Annotated in this window: 14 protein-coding genes; 11 read left to right on the forward strand and 3 right to left on the reverse strand. The window is 71.3% G+C overall.

The genetic code is table 11. The features are described from left to right. Nucleotides 1–82 precede the first annotated feature (82 nt). Nucleotides 83–589, forward strand: coding sequence for a cupin domain-containing protein (locus IPK71_26655; protein ID MBK8217323.1), 507 nt, complete (start codon nt 83–85; stop codon nt 587–589). On the opposite strand, the gene IPK71_26660 is transcribed toward IPK71_26655, so the two are convergent. Further along, the gene (locus tag IPK71_26660) at nt 570–1,211 is read right to left on the reverse strand and encodes a hypothetical protein (protein MBK8217324.1); all 642 of its coding nucleotides are present in this window, start codon (nt 1,209–1,211) and stop codon (nt 570–572) included. The two genes, IPK71_26655 and IPK71_26660, sit on opposite strands and share 20 nt — an antisense overlap. Before the next feature lie 249 nt (nt 1,212–1,460). Between IPK71_26660 and IPK71_26665 the strand changes: the two genes are divergently transcribed. The 4 genes from IPK71_26665 (at nt 1,461) to IPK71_26680 (ending at nt 6,649) form a co-directional block, all read left to right on the forward strand. Next, the gene (locus tag IPK71_26665; protein ID MBK8217325.1) at nt 1,461–1,850 is read left to right on the forward strand and encodes a hypothetical protein; all 390 of its coding nucleotides are present in this window, start codon (nt 1,461–1,463) and stop codon (nt 1,848–1,850) included. A 240-nt stretch (nt 1,851–2,090) separates the two neighbouring features. Continuing rightward, nucleotides 2,091–2,840: a murein L,D-transpeptidase catalytic domain family protein gene (locus tag IPK71_26670; GenBank protein MBK8217326.1), complete on the forward strand. Its 750-nt coding sequence runs from the start codon at nt 2,091–2,093 to the stop codon at nt 2,838–2,840. Between the two features lie 114 nt (nt 2,841–2,954). Beyond that, nucleotides 2,955–4,940: a hypothetical protein gene (locus IPK71_26675; GenBank protein MBK8217327.1), complete on the forward strand. Its 1,986-nt coding sequence runs from the start codon at nt 2,955–2,957 to the stop codon at nt 4,938–4,940. Nucleotides 4,941–5,080: 140 nt separating this feature from the next. Continuing rightward, nucleotides 5,081–6,649 (forward strand): hypothetical protein, encoded by a 1,569-nt coding sequence (locus IPK71_26680; GenBank protein ID MBK8217328.1) that lies wholly within the window; start codon nt 5,081–5,083, stop codon nt 6,647–6,649. Between the two features lie 72 nt (nt 6,650–6,721). Here the strand turns inward: IPK71_26680 and IPK71_26685 are convergent, their stop codons facing one another. After that, complete coding sequence (locus IPK71_26685) at nt 6,722–7,435, reverse strand: hypothetical protein (GenBank protein ID MBK8217329.1); 714 nt, start codon at nt 7,433–7,435, stop codon at nt 6,722–6,724. A 47-nt stretch (nt 7,436–7,482) separates the two neighbouring features. Here IPK71_26685 and IPK71_26690 point away from each other — a divergent pair, with 47 nt between their 5' ends. From IPK71_26690 to IPK71_26715, 6 genes are all read left to right on the forward strand, one after another. Next, nucleotides 7,483–12,087: a DEAD/DEAH box helicase gene (locus IPK71_26690; protein ID MBK8217330.1), complete on the forward strand. Its 4,605-nt coding sequence runs from the start codon at nt 7,483–7,485 to the stop codon at nt 12,085–12,087. Then, nucleotides 12,084–12,650 (forward strand): hypothetical protein, encoded by a 567-nt coding sequence (locus IPK71_26695; GenBank protein ID MBK8217331.1) that lies wholly within the window; start codon nt 12,084–12,086, stop codon nt 12,648–12,650. Before IPK71_26690 ends, IPK71_26695 begins: the two co-directional genes overlap by 4 nt. Nucleotides 12,651–12,904: 254 nt before the next feature. Next, nucleotides 12,905–13,510 (forward strand): SUMF1/EgtB/PvdO family nonheme iron enzyme, encoded by a 606-nt coding sequence (locus tag IPK71_26700; GenBank protein ID MBK8217332.1) that lies wholly within the window; start codon nt 12,905–12,907, stop codon nt 13,508–13,510. Nucleotides 13,511–13,670: 160 nt separating this feature from the next. Then, nucleotides 13,671–14,339 carry a siderophore-interacting protein gene (locus IPK71_26705; GenBank protein ID MBK8217333.1) on the forward strand — a complete coding sequence of 223 codons (669 nt, stop codon included), beginning with the start codon at nt 13,671–13,673 and terminating at the stop codon, nt 14,337–14,339. A 102-nt stretch (nt 14,340–14,441) separates the two neighbouring features. After that, nucleotides 14,442–15,314, forward strand: a complete 873-nt coding sequence (locus tag IPK71_26710; GenBank protein ID MBK8217334.1) for an SUMF1/EgtB/PvdO family nonheme iron enzyme — start codon at nt 14,442–14,444, stop codon at nt 15,312–15,314. Between the two features lie 243 nt (nt 15,315–15,557). After that, the gene (locus IPK71_26715) at nt 15,558–17,015 is read left to right on the forward strand and encodes a hypothetical protein (GenBank protein ID MBK8217335.1); all 1,458 of its coding nucleotides are present in this window, start codon (nt 15,558–15,560) and stop codon (nt 17,013–17,015) included. Between the two features lie 1,266 nt (nt 17,016–18,281). Here IPK71_26715 and IPK71_26720 read toward each other — a convergent pair. After that, nucleotides 18,282–19,970: a hypothetical protein gene (locus IPK71_26720; protein MBK8217336.1), complete on the reverse strand. Its 1,689-nt coding sequence runs from the start codon at nt 19,968–19,970 to the stop codon at nt 18,282–18,284. Nucleotides 19,971–20,111: the final 141 nt, after the last annotated feature.

The raw sequence follows: 20,111 nt of genomic DNA on the forward strand, positions 1-20,111 counted from the left end.
GCCCCAAGTGTCCGAGCCCACGCGCCCCGAGTAAAGAGGCAAGAGATGCCCTGCCCTCTCGTGCGACGGTAGACTCGGGCCCATGAACGCCATCGAGCTCGCCCACCTCCTCGACCTCGCGCCCCACCCCGAGGGCGGCTACTTCCGAGAGACCTACCGCTCCGAAGAGACCCTCGCGCGCGGAGCATTGCCGGGCCGTTTCGCCGGGGATCGGGTCTTCGGCACGTCGATCTACTTCTTGCTCACCGAGGGCACGTTCTCGGCGCTCCACACGATCGAGAGCGACGAGCTCTGGCACCACTACGACGGAGGAGCCCTCCGGATCGTCACCCTGGACGAGCACGGAGCGCGCGAGGACTTCGTGCTCGGGAAGGACTACGCCCGCGGGGAGCGGCCCTTCGCGTGGGTGCCACGAGGGCGTGTCTTCGGCTCGCACGTGGAGCCCGGGGTCCCTCACGCGCTCGTGGGCTGCACGGTGGCCCCGGGGTTCGATTTCGCCGACTTCCGCATGCCGAGCCGACACGAGCTGCTCGCGCTGTACCCGGAGCACGAGGCCGTCGTCACGCGGCTCACTCGGAGCTCGCCTTGAGGTGCCGGACCGAAGGCACGACGAACGCCTCTTCGACCGCGGCCGTGCACGTCGAGAGCAGCGCGCGCGCCTCGTCGAGCCGCGCGGGGTTCTCTTCGCCGTCGTCCCACACGAGCGACAGGTCACCGCGCCGGTAACGAAGCGCTAGGTATTTCCCCATGCGAAAGGCGAGGAGCGCGCGCCTCACGTCGGCCGAGAGCACACGGCTCACGAACCCCGCGGGGCGCTCGCTCGTCACGAAGACGGCGTCGAACGCGGCGTCGCCCGTCGTGCACCTTGGCATGGCCCGCCGCCCCTCGCGTGTGGAGACGAGCGCCCGCCCGAGGAGGAGCGCCGAAGGTCGCGCCGTGAGCCGCGTCGACAGAGCGCCCTCACGAAGCACGGCCTCGAGGCGCATCTTCGCCCCCGAGGGCTCCTCCCACTCGACCCGCGCCGAGGTGACGTTCGGCCACTCGCCCGACGCCGGCACGAACCTGTAGCCGCGCGCGCGCGAGAAGCTCTCCCACACCGACTCGAATCGCGCCTTCTCGAGACCCCGGGCCCGGTAGTGTACGGCGAACCCCACGGCCACGAACGGGAGCGCGATCGTCATCACGAGCAGAGCCAAGACCTCGAGACCCACGACGGAACGATGCCAAACCTCGGGCCGCGGGTGCACCCCCATGACGGACGTCACCCGAGCGCGGCGCGCCGCCCGAGGCGAGCTCTCCCCCGAAGAAAACGAATACGCATATCATTTCATAGACTTAATGACCCACCCTGAATATCGCTCGGGGCGCACCGTCTGCCCGCTCGACATCGCGGTTCGGGAGGGGGAAACTTTTGCGCGCCCTCCGCGTATGACCAGCGAAGAACCCCGAAGGAGCCGACTATGAGCGCACGCGAGAAGATCGAGAACCTCACGAACAGTTGGTACGGCTTCGCCCTCTTCGGCGGGCTGTTCTCGTTCCTTCAAGGGGGCTTCGGGCTCTTCTCGGCGTTGGGCGCGATGGGCTCCACCCTGCTCTCGCTCTTCTTGACGTACTTCTTCGGCCGGCGCCTGCTCGCGAAGGGGAGCATCACGAGGCTCTTCCTCATCGTCGTGTCCGCGCTCGGGCTCGTCGCCTGGTCGTACGGCGCCTATGGCATCGGCCGCGCCTTCATCAACGCCTGGTCGTTCAAGCTCCTCTTCGGCCTCGTCTACGCGGCGGCCTCGGTCCACATGAACTTCAAGTCGCTGCGCGTCCTCACCGACGCGCAGGTGAAGAGCTACGTGGGCTGAAGCTCATCGGCCCACCGACCCTGGCCTCGAGCCCCTCGCGGAACCCCGCGGGGGGCTTCGTCATTTTGCCGTTTCGGCGCGCCGGTTGACCGATCCGAGCCCGGGTGATCCAGTGTCGCTGGATCCCGAGGAACCCAGAGATCCTGGCGTACATCCCGCACATTTCACGAGGCATCGCCCATGGCGCGGTGCGCCGTCTGCCCCGAAGTGCCTTGGCACACGGGCTGCAAAAGGTGGGGCATGCTCCTTCGCGCTCCCCTCCGTGCCCTCGCCCTCGCCCTCGCCCTCGCCGCCACCGCGTGCAGCGCCGAAGTCGGCCCCGAAGACGACGCGGCCGAAGAGGCCGACGGCGAAGGTGGCGAGCAGGTGAGCGAAGAGGCGCTTCGCCTCGGCGACGCGAACCGCCAGGGCTTCAAGGAGCCTCAGTTCTCTGCGGCCGAGAAGGCGGCGGTGCTCGCGCGCTACGGCAGCATCGACCCGAACCGCGAGGTGCCGCGGGTGCTGCTCGAGAACGCCCTCCAGTACTACGACTTCAACAAGTCGCGCCTGAAGGTCAAAGACGTCATCACCATCATCGACTTCTCTCAGCACTCGTCGAAGCGGCGCATGTACATCGTCGACATGGAGACCGGGCGCGTCGAACGCCACGTGGTCGCGCACGGCTCGGGCAGCGATCCCGAGAACGACGGCACCCCGCGGCGCTTCTCGAACGTGGAAGGGTCGCTCCAATCTTCGCTCGGGTACTACGTGACGGCGGAGACCTACGAGGGGAAGTGGGGCTACTCCCTCCGCCTCGACGGCCTCTCGGCCACGAACTCCCAGGTCCGCAAGCGGGCCGTGGTCATGCACGGCGCGAGCTACGTCGTCGACGGCAAGTCGCTCCAGGGGCGCTCGTGGGGGTGCCCGGCGATCCCGATGAACGAGCGGACCGCGATCATCAACCAGGTGAAGGGCGGGAGCCTCCTCTACGCGGATCTCCCGAACCGCTGACGAAAACGGGCCCGACCTCTGGTAGACGGAGGGCGTGCGCGACGACGAGACATGCCCCGAGGCCTCCTGCCGCGTACGCGGTACGGGGGCCTCGTCGCGCCTCGAGGTCGGCACGTGAAGCTCCGTTCGTGGGCGCTCGCCGCGCTTCCGTTCGTCGTGCTCGGTGCCCTCGGGCTTTGGTTCGTGCATCCTGCATGGATCGCGTGCGGCGCCTTCCCCGCCCCTCTCGACGACGTCTACATCCATGCGAGCTTCGCGCGGGCGCTCGCGCACGGCCATCCGTTCTCGTGGGTCGGGGGGCAAGGGTACAGCTCCGGGGAGACCGCGCCGCTCTACCCGGTGTTGCTCGCGCCGGCGTTCTTCCTCGGGCTCGACGACGAGAGCGTGGTGGCGTTCGCGTTCGCCGTGGCGATCGGCGCGCTCGGGCTCTCCGCGCGACGGGTCGCCGAGCTCTTCGGGAGCCCGCGCGAGGCCTACTCGGTCGTCGCCGGGACGTTGATCGTCGCCCTCGCGTCGGCGGTCGGGACGGTGGCCTTCACGTTCTTCTCGGGGATGGAGGCCGCGGCGTTCTTCGCAGCCTCGACGAGCGCGCTCGTGTGGGTGGAGCGCGCGCGGGCACGACCTCGGGGGAGGAAGCGGGCCGCGATGCGCGCGGGCCTCTGGGGTGCGGCGATGGTGCTGCTCCGCCCGGAGGCCGTGGTGGTGGTCGCGCCCTTCGCGCTCGTCGCGGCCCGGGGCGCACGCTCCCGCCCGTGGCTCCCTATGCTCGCCCGAGCGGCACTCCCTGGCGCCCTCGCGACCGGGCTCGTGCTCGGCCTGAACTATGCGTTCACGGGAGATTTCGCCTCCGCGGGCGCGCGGCTGAAGCTCCTCGGCTCGAACCCCTTCCTCGACGACGTGGCGCGAGCGAAGGAGCTCGTCTTGAACCTCTTCGGCTTCGTGTGGCGCGTGCTCGCGAAGGACATGGGTGGGCCCGCCCTCCTCGGGCTCGCAGCGCTCACCGGCCTCGGGCTCACGCGAGAACGCACGAGGCACCCCGTCCTCGCGTGCCTCACGGGCGCGTGTGCCTTCGCGCTGCTCGTGTCGACGAACGGAGCGGCGCGGTACCAAGGCTTTCGGTACTACGCACCGGCGGTCGCGCTCCTCGTCTTGGGGGCGTGCCTCGGCCTCGCGGGGCGTTCGTCCCCGAGGAGAAGCACGATCGCCCTCGTTTCGTTCGCGGGTCTCTTCGCCCTCGTCTTCGCCCGGACCGACGAGGCACGCTCGTACTTTCGCCGCGCGTCGAAGAACGTGCACGAGCAGCAGGTCACGATGGGCAGGCTCGTCTCGGCCATCCTCCCGCGGGACGCCATCGTGCTCGTCGGAGACGCAGGCGCGATCCCGTTCTTCTCGAAGCGCACGTGTGTGGACGCGCTCGGCCTCGGAGGCTACCGCCGCTACCCGTTCGTGCAGGCCGCGGTGCACGGCGAGGCCGCGACCCTCGAGCTCTTGGAGCGCATCCCCGAGGGTGAGCGGCCCACGCACTTCGCCCTCTATCCGAACTGGTTTCCCACGATCACGGGAACCTTCGGCCGCAAGGTGCGTGAGATCACGATCGAGGACAACGTGATCTGCGGCGGCCCCACCAAGGTGCTCTACGAGGCCGACTTCTCCGCGCTCGGAGGCGGAGAGGCGCGCGACCTCGGCGTTCCCCCGAGCGACGTCGTGAACGTCATGGACTCCCTCGACCTCGCGGACGTCGAGAGCGAGCGTGCGCACGACACGGTCCTCCCTGTCCCGAACGGCGGGTACACGACCGCGCGTGTCTTCGATGTCGGAGGGCGACGCACCTTCGACGGCGGGAGGATCGTCCAGGGTGGGCGCGAAGTGTCTTTCGTGCCACGTGGGGTGTCCGGGCCTGCGCGGGTCACGTTGCGCGGCGACGAGGGCGGGCTCGACGTCGACGTGCGCGTGGGGCGCGGGGAGTGCCGAGCGACCGCCGAGCCTGCCGTGGGGTTCACGTACGCGGCGTGCTCCGTCGAAGTGCACGAGGGAGACCGCGTCACCCTCGCCGCTCGGCGCGAGGGGAGGACGTACCACGTGTGGATCTCCAGGCCATGATCCAAAGAACTACACTTTTCGCAATTGTTTCGACCATTTGCGCATCGAGCGCGTGCGCCCCTCCGGCCCCCGTCGCGCGCGAGGTCCCGCCGTGCACACGGCCCGCGCCAGAGCCTCGAACGCAGGACACGTCCTGCACGTTGGCCCTCGTTCCCGAGCCGGACGCCCACCTGTCGGTCCGCCTCGCATGTGCCCTCGACGGCGCGCAGACCTTCTCGATCGCGCGCGCCCACCGGGACATCGACGGCCTCTCGGCTCGGGACGATGGCGGGCCTCTCGCCGCCTCGGTCTCGCCGGAGACCGCGAATCAGACCTCCACCGTTCGGCTCGGCCGGCCCGCGCGTGGGCGGCTCGAGCTCTCGTTCCGCGTGCGCGCGTCGTCCGACCCACGAGGTCCTCTCGCCGAGCTCGTGGTCGCGGAGGATCGCGCGAGGGGGCTCCTCCGGTCGTGCACGCCCGTGCCGTCGCGGCCTCACGACACCCCGCGAGAGATTTCCCTCGTGGTCGACGGGTCACGCATCGCCGCAGAGGGAGCCCTCACGACCTTGGGGGTGGGCCGCACGAGGACGCGGACCACGACCTTCGAGGCCCTCGCCTACGGCATGTTCGTCGCGGGGTCGCTCGGGACCGCTACGTTCCGGGACGCCGGCGATCGCGACGAGGTGGCGTGGCTCGGGTACACGGCGTTCGACCCGCGCCCTGCGGCCGCCGAGATCGCCCAGGTTCGAACCGCGCTCCGCGAGACCTGGAAGGGCGGGGGTGCCGAGGGGCACGCGCTCGCCTTCGTCTCGAGCGCGAGGCCCGAGGGCCACGTCGCGCTCCTCGAGCTCCCGGGGGCGACGCTCGTCCACCTCGGCCCGAGCGAGCCGTGGGGGTTCGCCCTTCGCACGCGAATCGCGCTCGCCCTCCAGCGCCCGTGGCTCGGAGGTCGGCTCGCCGTGCGGAGCGACGACGGCGCCGATGGCACGTGGTTCGACGAAGGGCTCGCGCGCTTCACGGCGGTCCGGCTGCTCTCGCGCCTCGGCCTCGTGGCACCACGCGACGTCGCGACGTGGCTCGGTGGTCTCTACGCCGCGCACGCGCTCTCCCCCCTCAAGGACCGTCGCCACACGGAGCTCCTCGCCGCGAGGGCGAGCTCCCCCGATGCCCGCGCCGAGCTCGCGACCCGAGGAGCCCTCCATGCGTTCGCGGTCTACGGCGCCTACCGCCGCGCGCACCCGGGGAAGACCTTCGACGACGAGCTTCGACCCCTCGTGACCGCGGCGATCGATGGAAAAAAGGCGCGCTTCGTCACCGAGACCGAGTGGCAGGCGCTCCTCGGACGAGCCCTCGGCCGAGAGACGCGCTTCGACGTCGTCGCGCTCGGGAAGGAGCCTCCCGTGCCGGACGACGCCCTCGGCCCCTGCTTCCGCAAGTCCGCCGGCGCGGTCTTTCGCGAGCGGCTCGGGTTCGATCTCGACGCCACGCTGGATGCACCCGATCGGCGCCTCGTGGGCCTCGAGCCCGGTGGGGCAGCCTTCATGGGTGGCGCGCGCGAGGGAGACGTGTTGGTCGAAGCGTCGCGAGCCGGCGAGACGTACCGCCTCGTGCTCGAGAGCGCCGGCACGACGCGCACGTCGACCGTTCGCCCGAACCGGCAGGCCGCCCGCGCGACCACGTTCGTCCGCGAGCCGAAGGTGCCCGACACGGCATGCGGCGAGCTCCTGTAGCTCGTTCTAAGCCTTTGAATTCAATACAGATTTTGTCCCGCCGTTTCGCCCGCCCGGGCGACGGTGGGCCCGTCAGAAGTCTTGGTTCGAAAACCGGAAGAGGAGCGCCGTGGGGCGCGGGCCGTCGGCGTCGATCACGATCGCGCCGTCTTTCGTGCCGTCGTTGCGGTGCACGAGGTGCGTGGACGCTCCGCCCGAGCCGTCGGCGAAGACACTCACCTTGCCGTCGAGCGGGATGAGGTCGGACACCTTCGCCGAGAGCTCGTTCATCGTGTACGGGGTGAAGTCTTTGGCCTGGACGCCGAGGTCCTTCGTGTAGTCGAGCGTGAGCCCCGCGTGGGCGCCCTCTTGCCACGGCGGCCCTGGGAGCGAGACGTTCTTCGTGAGGAAGAAGACCCGCGGATCCTGCCCGGCGCGGTCGGACTGGACGTTGACGACCATACGGTACACGGCCCCCTGCATGCGCACCTGGAGGACCACGTGATCGTCGTTCGGGAGCGCGCACGTGGTGTGCCGGGGCTCGACGATGGCGAGCACCGTACCGTCGACCCGAACGAAACCTCTCGGCAGCGCGTTCCCGAAGGCGCTCGCGCAACGGGCGCCCTTGTCGATCGAGGCGTCGCTCGCGTCGAGCGGAGGGCTCGCGTCGAGCGGAGGGCTCGCGTCGTCGACCGGCGAGGCGTCGACCTCCGGAGAACCCGAAGGAGGCGCCGAGGGACTCGCCGTGCCACACGCCCACACGAGCCCGAGCCAAACGACCGCGACCCCTCGACGCACGAGCTTCATGGCGGGTTTCGCTAGCAGGGTGCGCCGACCTCCGCCATCCTCTCGGCGTGCCGAAGGGAAAAACTCAGGCGGTCACCGATCCGCTCGCGCCCTTCTCGGGGGCGACTCGGCGATGGTTCCGTGGCTCGCTCGGCGAGCCGACGCGCGCGCAAGCCCTCGCGTGGGACCACATCGCCCACGGACGCTCCGTGCTCCTCTCGGCCCCTACGGGCTCGGGCAAGACGCTCGCGGCCTTTCTCTATGCGATCGATCGCCTGTCGTTCGGTCCCGCCCCGAGCTCGCCGAGCGAGGCGCTCCGGGTCCTCTACGTGTCGCCGCTCAAGGCGCTGGCCGTCGACGTGGAGAGAAACCTGAGGGCGCCTCTCGCCGGCATCGACGCGCTCGCCTCGCACGACGGAGAGCGCGTACGACCCGTCACGGTGGGCGTGCGCACCGGCGACACCTCGACGAAGGAGCGCGCGGCCCACATCAAGAGCCCGCCGGACATCTTGGTGACGACGCCCGAGTCGCTCTACTTGATGCTCTCCGGGCGCGCGCGGAAGGTGCTCGCCTCGATCGACACCGTCATCGTGGACGAGATCCACCAGCTCGCCGGCGAGAAACGCGGGGCCCACTTCTTCCTGTCGCTCGAACGGCTCGAGGCCTTGCGCGAGGCGGCGCGCCCCATGTGCCCGAAGCTCCTCCGCATCGGCCTCTCGGCCACGCAGAAGCCGCTCGAGCTCGTCGCGGAGGTGCTCGGCGGGCGGCACGGAGACGCCCCCCGCGAGGTCGCCATCGAGGCCGCCCCGAGCGACAAACGATACCGCGTGGTCGTGGGCGTGCCCGAAGGCGCCTTCGTAGGTGAAGGTGCGCTCGACCCGGACGAGCGACGCGCGATGTCGGCGTGGCCGAAGCTCCACGCGCGCCTCTACGAGACGCTGATGGCGAAGCGGTCGACCATGATCTTCGTGAACAGCCGGCGCCTCGCGGAGCGCCTCGCGTCGGCCCTGAACGACCTCGACGCCGAGACGAGACCGCTCGCAGAGGGAGAGGTGAGGCCCCCGCTCGCGCTCGCGCATCACGGCTCTCTCGCCCACGACGCCCGCGAGGAGATCGAGGACAAGCTCAAACGGGGAGAGCTGCGGGCGATCGTCGCCACGTCGTCGCTGGAGCTCGGCATCGACATGGGCGCCGTGGATCAGGTCGTGCAGATCGAGTCCCCGCCTTCGGTAGCGTCGGGCATCCAGCGCATCGGGCGCGCGGGGCACTCGGTCGGCGCGGTCTCCGAGGGCCTGCTCTTGCCGAAGCACAAGGCGGACCTCTTGGCCGCGGTCGCCGCCAAACGGGCGATCGAAGAGGGGGATATCGAGCCCACACGCGCGCCGAAGAACCCGCTCGACGTGCTCGCGCAGCAGATCGTCGCCATCGTCGCGACCGGCCTGTCGATCGCCGACATCGAGGCGCCCGAGCCCGTCCACGTCGACACGCTGTTTTCGCTCGTGCGCCGCGCGGCAGCCTTCGGGGAGTTGCCGCGGACCGCCTTCGACGGCGTGCTCGACATGCTGTCCGGCAGGTATCCCTCGGCCGACTTCTCGGAGCTCCGCCCGAGGCTCACCTGGGACAGGCGCACGGGGCTCCTCCGGCCCCGGCCCTTCGCGAAGAAGCTCGCCGTGCTCAACGCTGGGACGATCCCCGAGCGGGGCCTCTACGGGGTGTTCCTCGACCGAGGGGGGGAAGAGGGCGCGGGCCCGAAGAGCCGCCGGGTCGGCGAGCTCGACGAAGAGATGGTGTTCGAGCTGCGCGAGGGAGACACGTTCTTCCTCGGCGCCTCGTCGTGGAAGGTGACCGACATCTCGAAGGACCGCGTGCTCGTGGTGCCCGCGCCGGGCACCGAGGGTCGACCCCCGTTCTGGCACGGCGACAAGCTCGGGCGCGCGATGACCTTCGGCACACGGATCGGCGGGCTCACCCGGGAGCTCGCCTCCCGCGACGAGGACGACGCGCGCGCCTTCTTGGAAACGACGCTCGGCATCGAGCCCGAAGGAGCGCGCGTGCTCGCCGAGTACGTGCACCAGGGTCTACGCGAGGCGGGCCACGTCCCCACGGACAAGACCATCGTCGTCGAGCGTTTCCAGGACGAGCTCGGAGATCACCGCATCTGCATCCTGTCGCCGTTCGGGGCCCGCGTGCACGCGCCTTGGTCGATCGCCATCCGCGCGGCCATCTCCGCCGTGCGCGATGGGGACGTCGAGGCCGTCTACACGGACGACGGGATCACGCTCCGGGTCCCCGAGGGCGACGCTCCTCCCGCGCTCGACACGCTCCTCCACGATCCTGTCGCGGTCGTCGACCTCGTGACTCGGGAGGTGGGGCACACGGCGCTCTTCGCGGCGCGGTTCCGTGAGGCCGCCGGGCGCGCGCTGCTCTTGCCGAAGCGCACCCCGGGCAAACGCACCCCGCTATGGGCCCTGCGCAAAAAAGCCAGTGATCTCATGGCGGTAGCGTCACGCTTCCCCGAGTTCCCGCTCATGCTCGAGGTGCACCGCGAGTGCCTCGCCGACGCGTTCGACATGCCCGGCCTCGTGTCCGTCCTCGAGGCCATCAAGGCGCGCAAGATCGCCGTGCGCGTGGTGGACACGAAGGTCCCGTCGACGTTCGCGAAGAGCCTGCTCTTCTCGTTCGTGGGAAACTTCCTCTACGACGGAGACGCGCCCTTGGCCGAGAGGCGCGCGCAAGCCCTGCTGGTCGATCCCGACGAGCTCCGAGCGCTGCTCGGTGAAGGGGAGATGCGCAAGCTCCTCGATCCGAAGCTCTCCGACGCGCTCGAGGACGAGCTCCAGCGGCGGGCCTTCCCCCTCGGATCGGCCGACGCGCTCCACGATCTGTTGCTCTACGTCGGCGACCTGTCCCGGCACGAGGTGCGCGCGCGGTTCACGACCCGTGAAGGCGCCGAAGAGGCCATCGCCGAGCTCTTGCGCGACAAACGAGCCACCGAGGTGCGTATCGCCGAGGAGCTCCGCCTCGTCGCGGTCGAGGACGCGTCACGCTACCGCGACGGGCTCGGGGTCGTCCTCCCTCACGGGATCCCGCTCGTCTTCCTCGAGAAGTCGAGCGATCCGCGGGTGAGCCTCTTCGCGCGGTACGCCCGCACCCACGCGCCCTTCTCGGCGCGCACCATCGGAGCGCGGTACGGCCTCTCGATCGACGCGGTGGTCCAAGCGTTCGAGCCGCTCGTGCGCGACGGTCGGGTCGCTCGGGGAGCCTTTTTGCCCGAGGGAGATGGCTCCCCCGAGTACGCCGACCGCGAGATCTTGAAGGCGCTGCGGAGGCGGACGCTCTTCGCGCTGAGGCACGAGGTCGCGCCCGTGGAGGCCGCCGTGTTCGCGCGCTTCTCCCTGGCGTGGCATGGCGTCGCCACGGTGCACGAGGCGCCGAAGGAGCGAGAGCGAAGCTCGGCCGATCCGGACCGCCTGCTCGAGGCCATCGAGAGGCTCGAGGCGTGCCCGCTGCCCCTGTCGGTCCTCGAAGCCGACGTGCTCCCCGCGCGTGTGCCCGGCTACCGGCCGTGGGATCTCGACGCGCTCCTCGCCTCGGGGGAGGTGCGATGGGAGGGCATCGAGGCGCTCGGCACGAACGACGGGAGGATCGCGCTCACCCTCGGCGAGAACGCCGATACGCTGGGCAGGCGGCCGACCGACGTGCCCCTCTCCGAGCTCGCGGAGAAGGTCCTCGCCCTCTTCGAGGCCCGAGGGGCGCTCTTCTTTCACGACGTCTCGCGCGCGATGGGAGGCTTCCCGAACGACCTCGCCGCCGCTCTCCACGAGCTCGTGTGGGCCGGTCACCTCACGAACGACACCCTCGAGCCGCTGCGGAGCGCGTTCGCCGCCACCCACTCCGATCGCCGGAAGACACGGCCTTCGAGGCCCCTCGCGCGGACGGCTCGGCGGGCCGTGCTCCCGGGCACGGAGGGCCGCTTCTCGGTGCGCCCACGCGAGCTCGCGGCGACCCCCACCGAGCGGAGGACGGCCCTGACGAAGCGCCTGCTCGAGCGTCACGGCGTGCTGCTCCGCGAGGCGCTCGGGTACGAGGGCGTCGCCGGGGGATTTTCGGCCCTCTACGACGTCCTCTCGGCCCTCGAGGACCGAGGGATGTGCCGGAGAGGCTATTTCGTCGAAGGCCGGGGGACCACGCAGTTCGCGCTCCCGGGCGCGGACGACCGCCTGCGCGCGGCCCGTGAGAGCGACGGTGACGCGCTCCACTGGGTCTCGGCCGTCGATCCGGCGTTCGCTTATGGAGCCGCCCTCCCCTTCCCGGAGACGCGCCCGTCCGCGCACCCCACACGCTCGGCGGGGGCGCACGCCGCGCTCGTCGACGGAGTGCTCGCGGCGTGGGTCTCTCGCGGCGGGGACGGGCTCGTCACGTTTCCGGGCGCCCACGGAGGAGACGGTCGCCTCGCCGCCGATCTGGCCGCGCGCGCCCTCTCCCGCGTGCTCGCCGCGCTCTCGGGCCGAGGGATGCGCGCGTTCTCTCTCCGGACGATCGACGGGCTCGACGCCACGTCCCACCCCGAGCGGTCCACCTTCGAGCAGCACGGCTTCCAGAGACGCGGCGACGCGCTCGTGCTCGCCCACGACGGGCGCGGGCGCGCCGACATGCCCGAGGTGCGACCGTGACACACCCTCGAAGCGACGCGCTCGTGAAGGAGATCCTCGAGGAGTTCCCGACGTTCCGCATCCTCTCCAAGAGGACGAGCGGCCTCCAGAAGGCGATCGACGTGTTCTTGCGTGTCGTCACCCTCGGCGGCATGAGGACGTACCTCACGCGGTACCACACGGTCCTCTTCGGCACGCTCTGGGTGCCCGACACGTGGAACGCCATGCCGGACCTCGACAGGTACGTGCTCCTGCGTCACGAGCGGGTGCACCTCCGGCAGCGGCGCCGCATGGGCGACCTCTGGATGGCGTTCGTCTACCTCGTGCCGTACTTTCCGCTCGGGCTCGCCTACGGGCGCGCGCGCATCGAACAAGAGGCCTACGAAGAGACCCTGCTCGCCACCGCCGAGGTGTACGGACGGGACGCCGCTCTCGGGCTAAAAGAACATATATTTCAGCGATTTACGGGTCCGGACTACGGCTTCATGTGGCCGTTCCGTGGGAGCCTCGAGGCGTGGTTCTCGAGGGCGATGGAGCGGGTCGACAGGTCGCTCTCCGCCGAGGCGTCCAGGCCCGACCCTTGAACGCGCGCGCCGCCTTGTCGCGGGCGCGGATGCGACTCACGCTGTGAGGGTGGGCGCATCCGTGCCCCAAGGAGGGAGCAGTCGTGGTCCTCCACAAGCCTCGCGCACTTCTGGGTCTCGTCGTCGCATCGATCGTTCCTCTCACCGCCCCGAGCCCGAGCACGCCCCCTTCGGCTGCGCCGGGAGCTCCGGCCTCGACGGAAGACGCGGGGCCGCCGAGAGGACCACCTCCGTGCCCGGACGGGATGGTTCACGTGCGCGGCGACGCGTGCGACGAGGTGGAAGAGTCGTGCAAGCGGTGGCTCGATCCGCCGCCCTACCAGAACCTCCGGTGCGCCGAGTTCGCGCCGACCCGATGCAAGGGGACACGCAGGCCTCTCGACTTCTGCATCGACCGCGAAGAGGCCCACGACGCGGACACCTTGCTTCCCGTCGTGAACGTGTCGTTCGTCGCCGCGACGAAGGCTTGCGAGGCGCGCGGGCTCTCGCTGTGCACCGAGCCCGAGTGGGTGTTCGCGTGCGAGGGAGAGGCCATGCTGCCCTACCCGTATGGCCTCTCGCGAGACAGCTCGGCCTGCAACATCGATCAGCGGAACCTCGGCGGGAAGGACGGAAAGCTCCGCGACCTCCGCGCCAAGGTGACCGAGTTTCCGCGCTGCACGAGCCCCTTCGGTGTGCATCACATGACGGGGAACGTGGACGAGTGGGTGCACCGCACGAAGGGGCCGCAGCGCTCGGTCCTCCATGGGGGATGGTGGCTGCCAGGGCGCAACCGGTGCCGCGCGACGACCGCCGAGCATGGCCCCGAGTACTCGGGCTCGCAAGTGGGGTATCGCTGCTGCGGTCCGCGCCGCCCCTGACCGTGAGCGCCGACGAGGGCCAGATTCCCTATTTCGATTCGTCGTCCCTAGCTATCTTTACGGGCGACGACCTCGCCGCGTGATGGACACGCCTCGACCGCGGAACTAGGGTTTTGCCAATGACCTGCATGGCCAAAACGTTCTTCGCTCGGTGCCGTTGATGTCCGCGAAAGGCACGCTCGTGCGCCTCCTCGGTGGCGCTTTTTTACGGCGCGCGCAGGTCGTCGGGGTCGAGGAGGTGGGAGGATTCTCCCGCGTCGTGCTGCGCGGCGAGGTCGAGCGGGCCGAGCCGGGCACGAAGCTCCAGCTCCTCCTCCCGGGCGACGACATGCGCACCTACACGCCAATCGCCACATCCGAGGGAATCGTGCTGCTCGGGTGGAGGCACGCCCCTGGCCCCGGCGGGCGCTGGGCCGCGAGCGTGAAAGAGGGCGACGAGCTCCGCTTCGTGGGGCCGCAACGCTCCCTCGTGCTTCCCGAAGGGCGCGCGATCGTCGTCGGCGACGAGACGAGCGTCGCCGTGGCCGCGAGCTTCGAGGCCGCGCGCGCGGGACGAGTCACCGCCGTGCTCGAGGCGAGCGAGGTCACCGACGTGCGTGCGGCGGCGGCGCGGGTCGGCCTCGGGTCGGCCTCGGTCCTCGCGCGAGGCGACACGGCCGGCCTCGTCGACGCCATCGTCCGAGCGCGCGAGGAGGCACCTTCGGCGGCGATCGCGCTTACGGGCGGCTCCGAGCTCATCCTCCGTCTGCGCGCCGCGCTGAAAGAGAGAGGCCTCGCCGACGTGCGGACCAAGACGTACTGGGTCCCCGGCCGACAGGGCCTCGACTGACGTGAGGCGGAGCCGCGCACCCGAAAGGGAGCGTAGCGAAGGCACCGACGGAACGGCCGCGTGGGTTTCCGCCCGAAGAAATCCGTGCTTTGAGCCGTCCGCATGTCGGCCTCTCGGCGCCAACTCGCGCAGCTCCGCCCGCTCGTGCCCCTCTTCGTCGTGGCCACGCTCGGCGTGGCTTGCTCGGCGCGAGACACGCCCGCGTCTCTTGGGCGGACCGAGCTCACGCACGCCAGCCGGGAGGCGCATGACCTCGCAGAGGCCGCCTCCCCCGTCGCCGCGAAGCCGCTGCCCGAGACAGGATCCTCTCCCGCGACAGACGCATGCCCCGACGGGATGGTGCTCGTGTCGGGCAGTTACTGCCCCGAGGTCGAGCAGCCGTGCGAGCAGTGGATGGATCCTCCGGGCACGAAGTACGCGCACTTCCGGTGCAAGAAGTACGGGCCGTCCGTGTGCAAAGGAGCGCGTGTCGCCATGCGCTACTGCATCGATCGCACCGAGCGGAGAGAGGCGAGCTCGGAGCTCCCGGCGCACTTCGTCTCGTTCGACGCCGCGAGGGGGCTCTGCGCGAAGGCGGGCGCCCGCGTGTGCACCGAGAGCGAGTGGCAGTTCGCATGCGAGGGCGAGGCCATGCTCCCCTACCCGTACGGGTACGAGCGCGACTCGAAGGCGTGCAACGTCGACACGTTCGAGGGCCTCCGCGACAAACAGGGGAAGCTCGCCGACCACCGGAAGGCCGTCGGCGCGAGCCCCGCGTGCACGAGCCCGTTCGGGGTCGTCGACATGGCGGGCAACGTGGAGGAGTGGGTCCGCGCCGACGGGGCGGGGAAGTACGGGTGGAAGCAGGTGCTGAAGGGCTCGTATTGGATCCCGAGCCGGCACGCTTGCCGCCAGTTCCAGGTCGGTCACGGGCCCGAGTACGGGGGCCAAGAGACCGGCACCCGCTGCTGCCGCGAGGTAGGGCCCCCGCCATGACCACGGGATAGTCGCGCTCATTTTTCCGTCGACGGGTACGAAGGCTACGCCGTACCTTGAAGGCGTGCGGCGGCGAAGGCTCGAGCCGGTGAGACCCCTCACCTCTCCGGGGTTACCCCGGGGTACGACTCGGGATCGTGCGTGGCGTCGCCGCGGGTGCGCTCGACCTACGTCGAGGTTTCCCGCGGTACGACGGGATTCGTCGGGCCTCGCCGCCGCACGCTCCTCGCAGGACGCCGAACCATGAGGCCTCCTCCGATGGCGCGCCTCGTCGCGAGCGCCCTCCTCGGGGGAGAGTGGGAGCCTCACGCCATGGCCGCCCGCGTCGCGCACATGCTCGGTCACCCTCGGGTCGAGGGCCGCCACAGGGCCATCGCGAGGGTGGCGCGTGACGCGTTCGTGCGCGCCCCACGGCACGCGAGGGACGCGCTCGCCGACGTGCTCGTGCGTCACCCGGTGTGGCGACGGTTCCCGCAAGCGAGGCTCCGTGCGCTCGTCGTGGACGAGCCCGCCATGGGCCCCTCCCACGTGCGTGTACCCGAGGCGACGACCGTGGGGGCGCTCGCCGACCTCCTGGGCACGACCCCGGACACGCTCGACGCGCTCGCGGATCGCCGTGGGCTCGCGCGCGTGGCGCGGGAGGAGCACCTCCGCCATCACCACGTGCGATGTATCCCGAAGCGCGACGGGACCTTGCGGGTGCTCGAGATCCCGAAGCCGCGGCTACGGGAGCTTCAACGGCGGGTGCTCGATCGGATCCTCGTCGACGTGCCGGCGCACCCCGCGGCCCACGGGTTCGTGAGGCGCATGTCGGCCTTGGACCACGCGCTGTCCCACGTCGGCAAGGCCGTGGTCATCCGCGCCGATCTCCGGGACTTCTTCAGCCACGTGACCGCGGCGCGCGTCGGAGGTGTGTTCCGCGCCATGGGCTACCCCGACGAGGTGCGGCGCACGCTCACCGCGCTCACCACGGTGGCGACGCCCGAGGCGCACCTCGTGGGGCTCCCGTGGGGGGCGACGGGTCGTGCTCCGCGTGCCTCACCTCGCGCAAGGCGCCCCGACGTCGCCTTCGCTCGCGAACCTCGTCGCGTACGGGCTCGACGTACGCCTGAGCGCCCTCGCGCGCTCGCTCGGCGGTGTCTACGGGCGGTACGCCGACGACCTCGTGCTCTCGGGCGGTCGCGACCTCGATCGGGCGCGCGCCCTCGCCCTCCGCGCGATGCTGGACATCGTCCGGGACGAGGGCTTCGAGCCGAACGTCGCGAAGTCGTCCGTCCGCCGACGCGGAGATCGCCAGGTCGTCTGCGGGCTCGTGGTGAACACGCAGGCCGCGGTGCCACGAGCCGAGCGCGAGCGCCTCGAGGCGATCCTCACGAACTGCGTGACGAAGGGGCCCACGTCCCAGAACCGCGACGGTCACCCCGACTTCCGCGCGCACCTCGAGGGCCGCGTCTCGTGGGTGCGGGCGGCGTGCCCTCGCCACGCCGAGAAGCTCCAGCGGCTCCTCGAGGCGATCGTCTGGTGACACGCGCGCGCGCGACCTCGGAGATCACCCCGCGGCGGGGCGACGACGACGCGCCACTCCGAGCGCGAGCCCGAGCACAGCGAGCGCCGCGAGCTTCGAGCCCGCCGGGCTGCCGGGCGCCTGGGAGCACCCGGAGTCGTACATGGTCGAGGTGCCGCTCGTCCTCCCGCCGGTGACGGGGAGCGAGATGCGCGCCTCGTTCGATGCGCCGGCGCGGGGCGAGTAGATCGTGCGTACACCGAGCCCGTCGGCGAACGCGTAGAGGCACCCCTTCGCGTCGCACGCGCCCTCGACCGCGCTGACGGTGTCGGTGGACGAGGCCACCGTGTTCGTCGCCTCGGGCCCCGAGGCCTTGGCCTCGGCGTTCCAGGAAGACTCGGTGAGCCGCCCGCCCTCGATCCGGAGGATCTTCGCGTCGGCGCCGAGCGGGGCCTCGGGATCGGCGACGAGGCCCACCACGCCCGAGAGCGACCGCGAGGCCGTGCCAGGGACGAGCGTGACCGACGCCGAGAGCGTGAGCGGGACGACCGTGGTCGTCGCGGTGGTTCGGCTCGCCGGCCACATGACGGCGAGCGCCCCCTTCCCGAGCGGGACGAGGCCGACCTCCGAAGGCACGCCCCCCGAAGAGGAGGCGCGCGTCGCCGCTTCGACGCTCCGCCCGTCGGCCGCGACGTGTTGGATGGTCATTCCGGCGGCGACCGGCGTGAGGACGAAGGCCTCGCCAGCCGCCGAAGCGACCACGGGCGGCCCCGCGACCCCGGGAGGCTCCACGGTCACGGCCGGGCCGAACACGTCCCCGAGCTGGAGGCTCGTCGACGTGGAGACGCCGATGACGGGGCGGTCCGTGAAGCCCATCGAGAGGCGCTGGGCCGTCGCGTAGCCCGCGGTGCGGGAGGTGCCCTCGGCCTCGCGGAACGCGCCGCCCGAGAGGTCGGCCACGAACGACCGGAGCTCCCCTCCGTTGCCAAGGAGCGCGACGTGCGCGTCCCCGCGATCCCGCGTGGGCGCCGTGGCGAGGCCGACCGTCGACGAGCCGATGGCCGTAGGCTGGAGCTCGACGCCGACGCCCCCGCGCACCGCGACGAACGCCGTGCCCCTCGCGCCCCGCATGAACACGGCGAACTCGCCGCTGCGGGTCGGGTGGACGCTGAGCGCCACGACCGGCTCCGACGACGCGGGCTCGTACGGCGCGACCTCGGCGTCGGCGCGGGCCTCCGAAGCGAGGCTCGTGACCGCGGCCGCGGCCACGGCCATGGGGAAGAGGAAGAGATGCGCCGAGCGGAGGAGAGGAAGTCGAGAAGCCATGAGGCAGGCTTTTGCAGAAGCCATGCCCGGGGCTATCGCCGTCGAATCCGGGAATCCTATCCAGCACTTGCGCACGCCAGGGCCCCGGGGTCGACTGCGTGTGCCACGCGCTGGCACACACGCTCGGGGCGGCCGTGTCAGCGCGACGCCTGCACCACCTTCTTGGCGAGGGCACGCTCGAGGCGCTCGACGAGCACGCGGTCGGCCTCGTCCTCCATTTCGCGGGTGAGGCGCTCCTCGAGGGCGCCCGTGGGATCGCGCTTGATCTGGGCGGCGTGCACGCCGGTCGAGACGTGCGTCCGCCACACGACGGGGCGCGCGCCCGAGGGGAGCACGAGGGACACGTCGTACGCGACGTTGAGGCCGGCCACCGACACCCGCGGCTTCAAGCTCGTGAACACGCGCCCCGACCAGTCGACCCGCCGCACCACCACGAGGCGCGCGACCTTCTCCTTCGCGCCGGAGGGGCGCGCGTCGGCGACGACCACGGCGTCGGTCTCGAGGAGCGGGGCGAGCGCGGCGCGGACGGCGAGGGACGAGGCCGTGGCGCGCGCGGTGAGGTCTGCCTGGGTGAGGAGGGCGCTCGGGAGCGTGCGCTTGCCGTTGAAGGTGATGGTCCGCTGGACGGCGCGCTCGGCCTGCGCGAGGCCCGGGCCCACCTCCGACACGGCCTCGAGCACCACGACCGTGGGCTCGGCCGACGGGGCGTGGAGGCCCGCGATGGCCGCGCGGAGGCCGAGCGGATCGCGCCCGCCGAGCCTATGGAGGGCGCGCTCGCGCTCGGCCGCGACGTGCTTCGCGATGGCCTCGTCGCGCTCGGCCTTCGCTTCGGTCGGGTACGCCGCGGCGTGGGCGCGGAGCGACGCAAGGTCTCCCTTCTTCACGGCCCGCGCGAGCTCCTCGAGGACGGCCGCGCGGCGCGCCGCCGCGACCTCGGGCTCGATGTTCGTCACGGGGTAGGCCTTCCGAAAGCGGGTGATCGCCTCGACGGTGCCCTCGGCCTTCGCGTCGCGGAGGGCGGCGCGCGGCAGGTGCGTGTCGCGGACCTCGGCGACGTGGCTCTTTCCGCGGCGGAGGTAGGCCTCGTACGTGCCGACGTCGTCGCGGGTGCGCGCCGCGTGGAAGGCACGCGCGTCGGTCGCGACCTCGCGCCCTACGAAGAGGAGCCCCGCGAGCGGGAGCGCCCACACGAGCGTGAGCGGGACGGGGAACCGTTCGAACGGCGAGAGCTCGAACCTGCGCGGGGCGAGCGGGGCGACCGGACAGCCGAACCTCGGCAGCTCGAACGGGCTCGCCTCGGCCGACGAGGGCCCACCCGAGGCGACCTCGGCGAGCTCCCGAGCGACCGCGTCGCGCTCGCTCGCGGCGAGACGGAACGTGAAGCCACGATCCCCGGCGCGGCCCACCACCGTGTCGCCCACCACCTCGGCCGACACGAGCCGCGCCCACGTGAGCCCGGAGGCGCGCACCTCGAGCACCCCCGACGCGAGCAGGTAACGCCCCACCGGGAGCGGCATGGCCTTCCTCCGGCGCGCGCTCCTGCCGAGGACGACGACCGACGCCCCGACGCCCGTGAGCCACGCCGCATAGAGAACGAGCGCGGCGGGAGAGTGACGAAAGAGCGGCGACGACGGATCCCCGAGGCCTGCGAGGCCCACCGCGCACACGGCCACCGTGAGCGCCGCGAGGACCGCGAGCACGAGCGGACCGCGCTCCGGGAGCGCCTCTTTCGCGAGCAACGCCGGGCGCGCTTCACGACGAAGCACGGCGACGAGCCGGTCTTGGATGGGTCGCTCGAGAGAGAAGAAGTCGTGGCGTTCGAGCACGGCGGCCTCCGTTCGTCGTCCCCGCAGCAACGAGCGTGCCTTCCGCTCCCACGCGACGATTGCAGGCACCATGCACATTTTCGAGCGCGACCGAGCCCGCTCCGTGGGCGGGTGGATCGCGGCGGCGCGACCGAGGACCCG

Source organism: Myxococcales bacterium (assembly GCA_016712525.1).
Classification (GTDB): domain Bacteria; phylum Myxococcota_A; class Polyangia; order Polyangiales; family Polyangiaceae; genus JAAFHV01.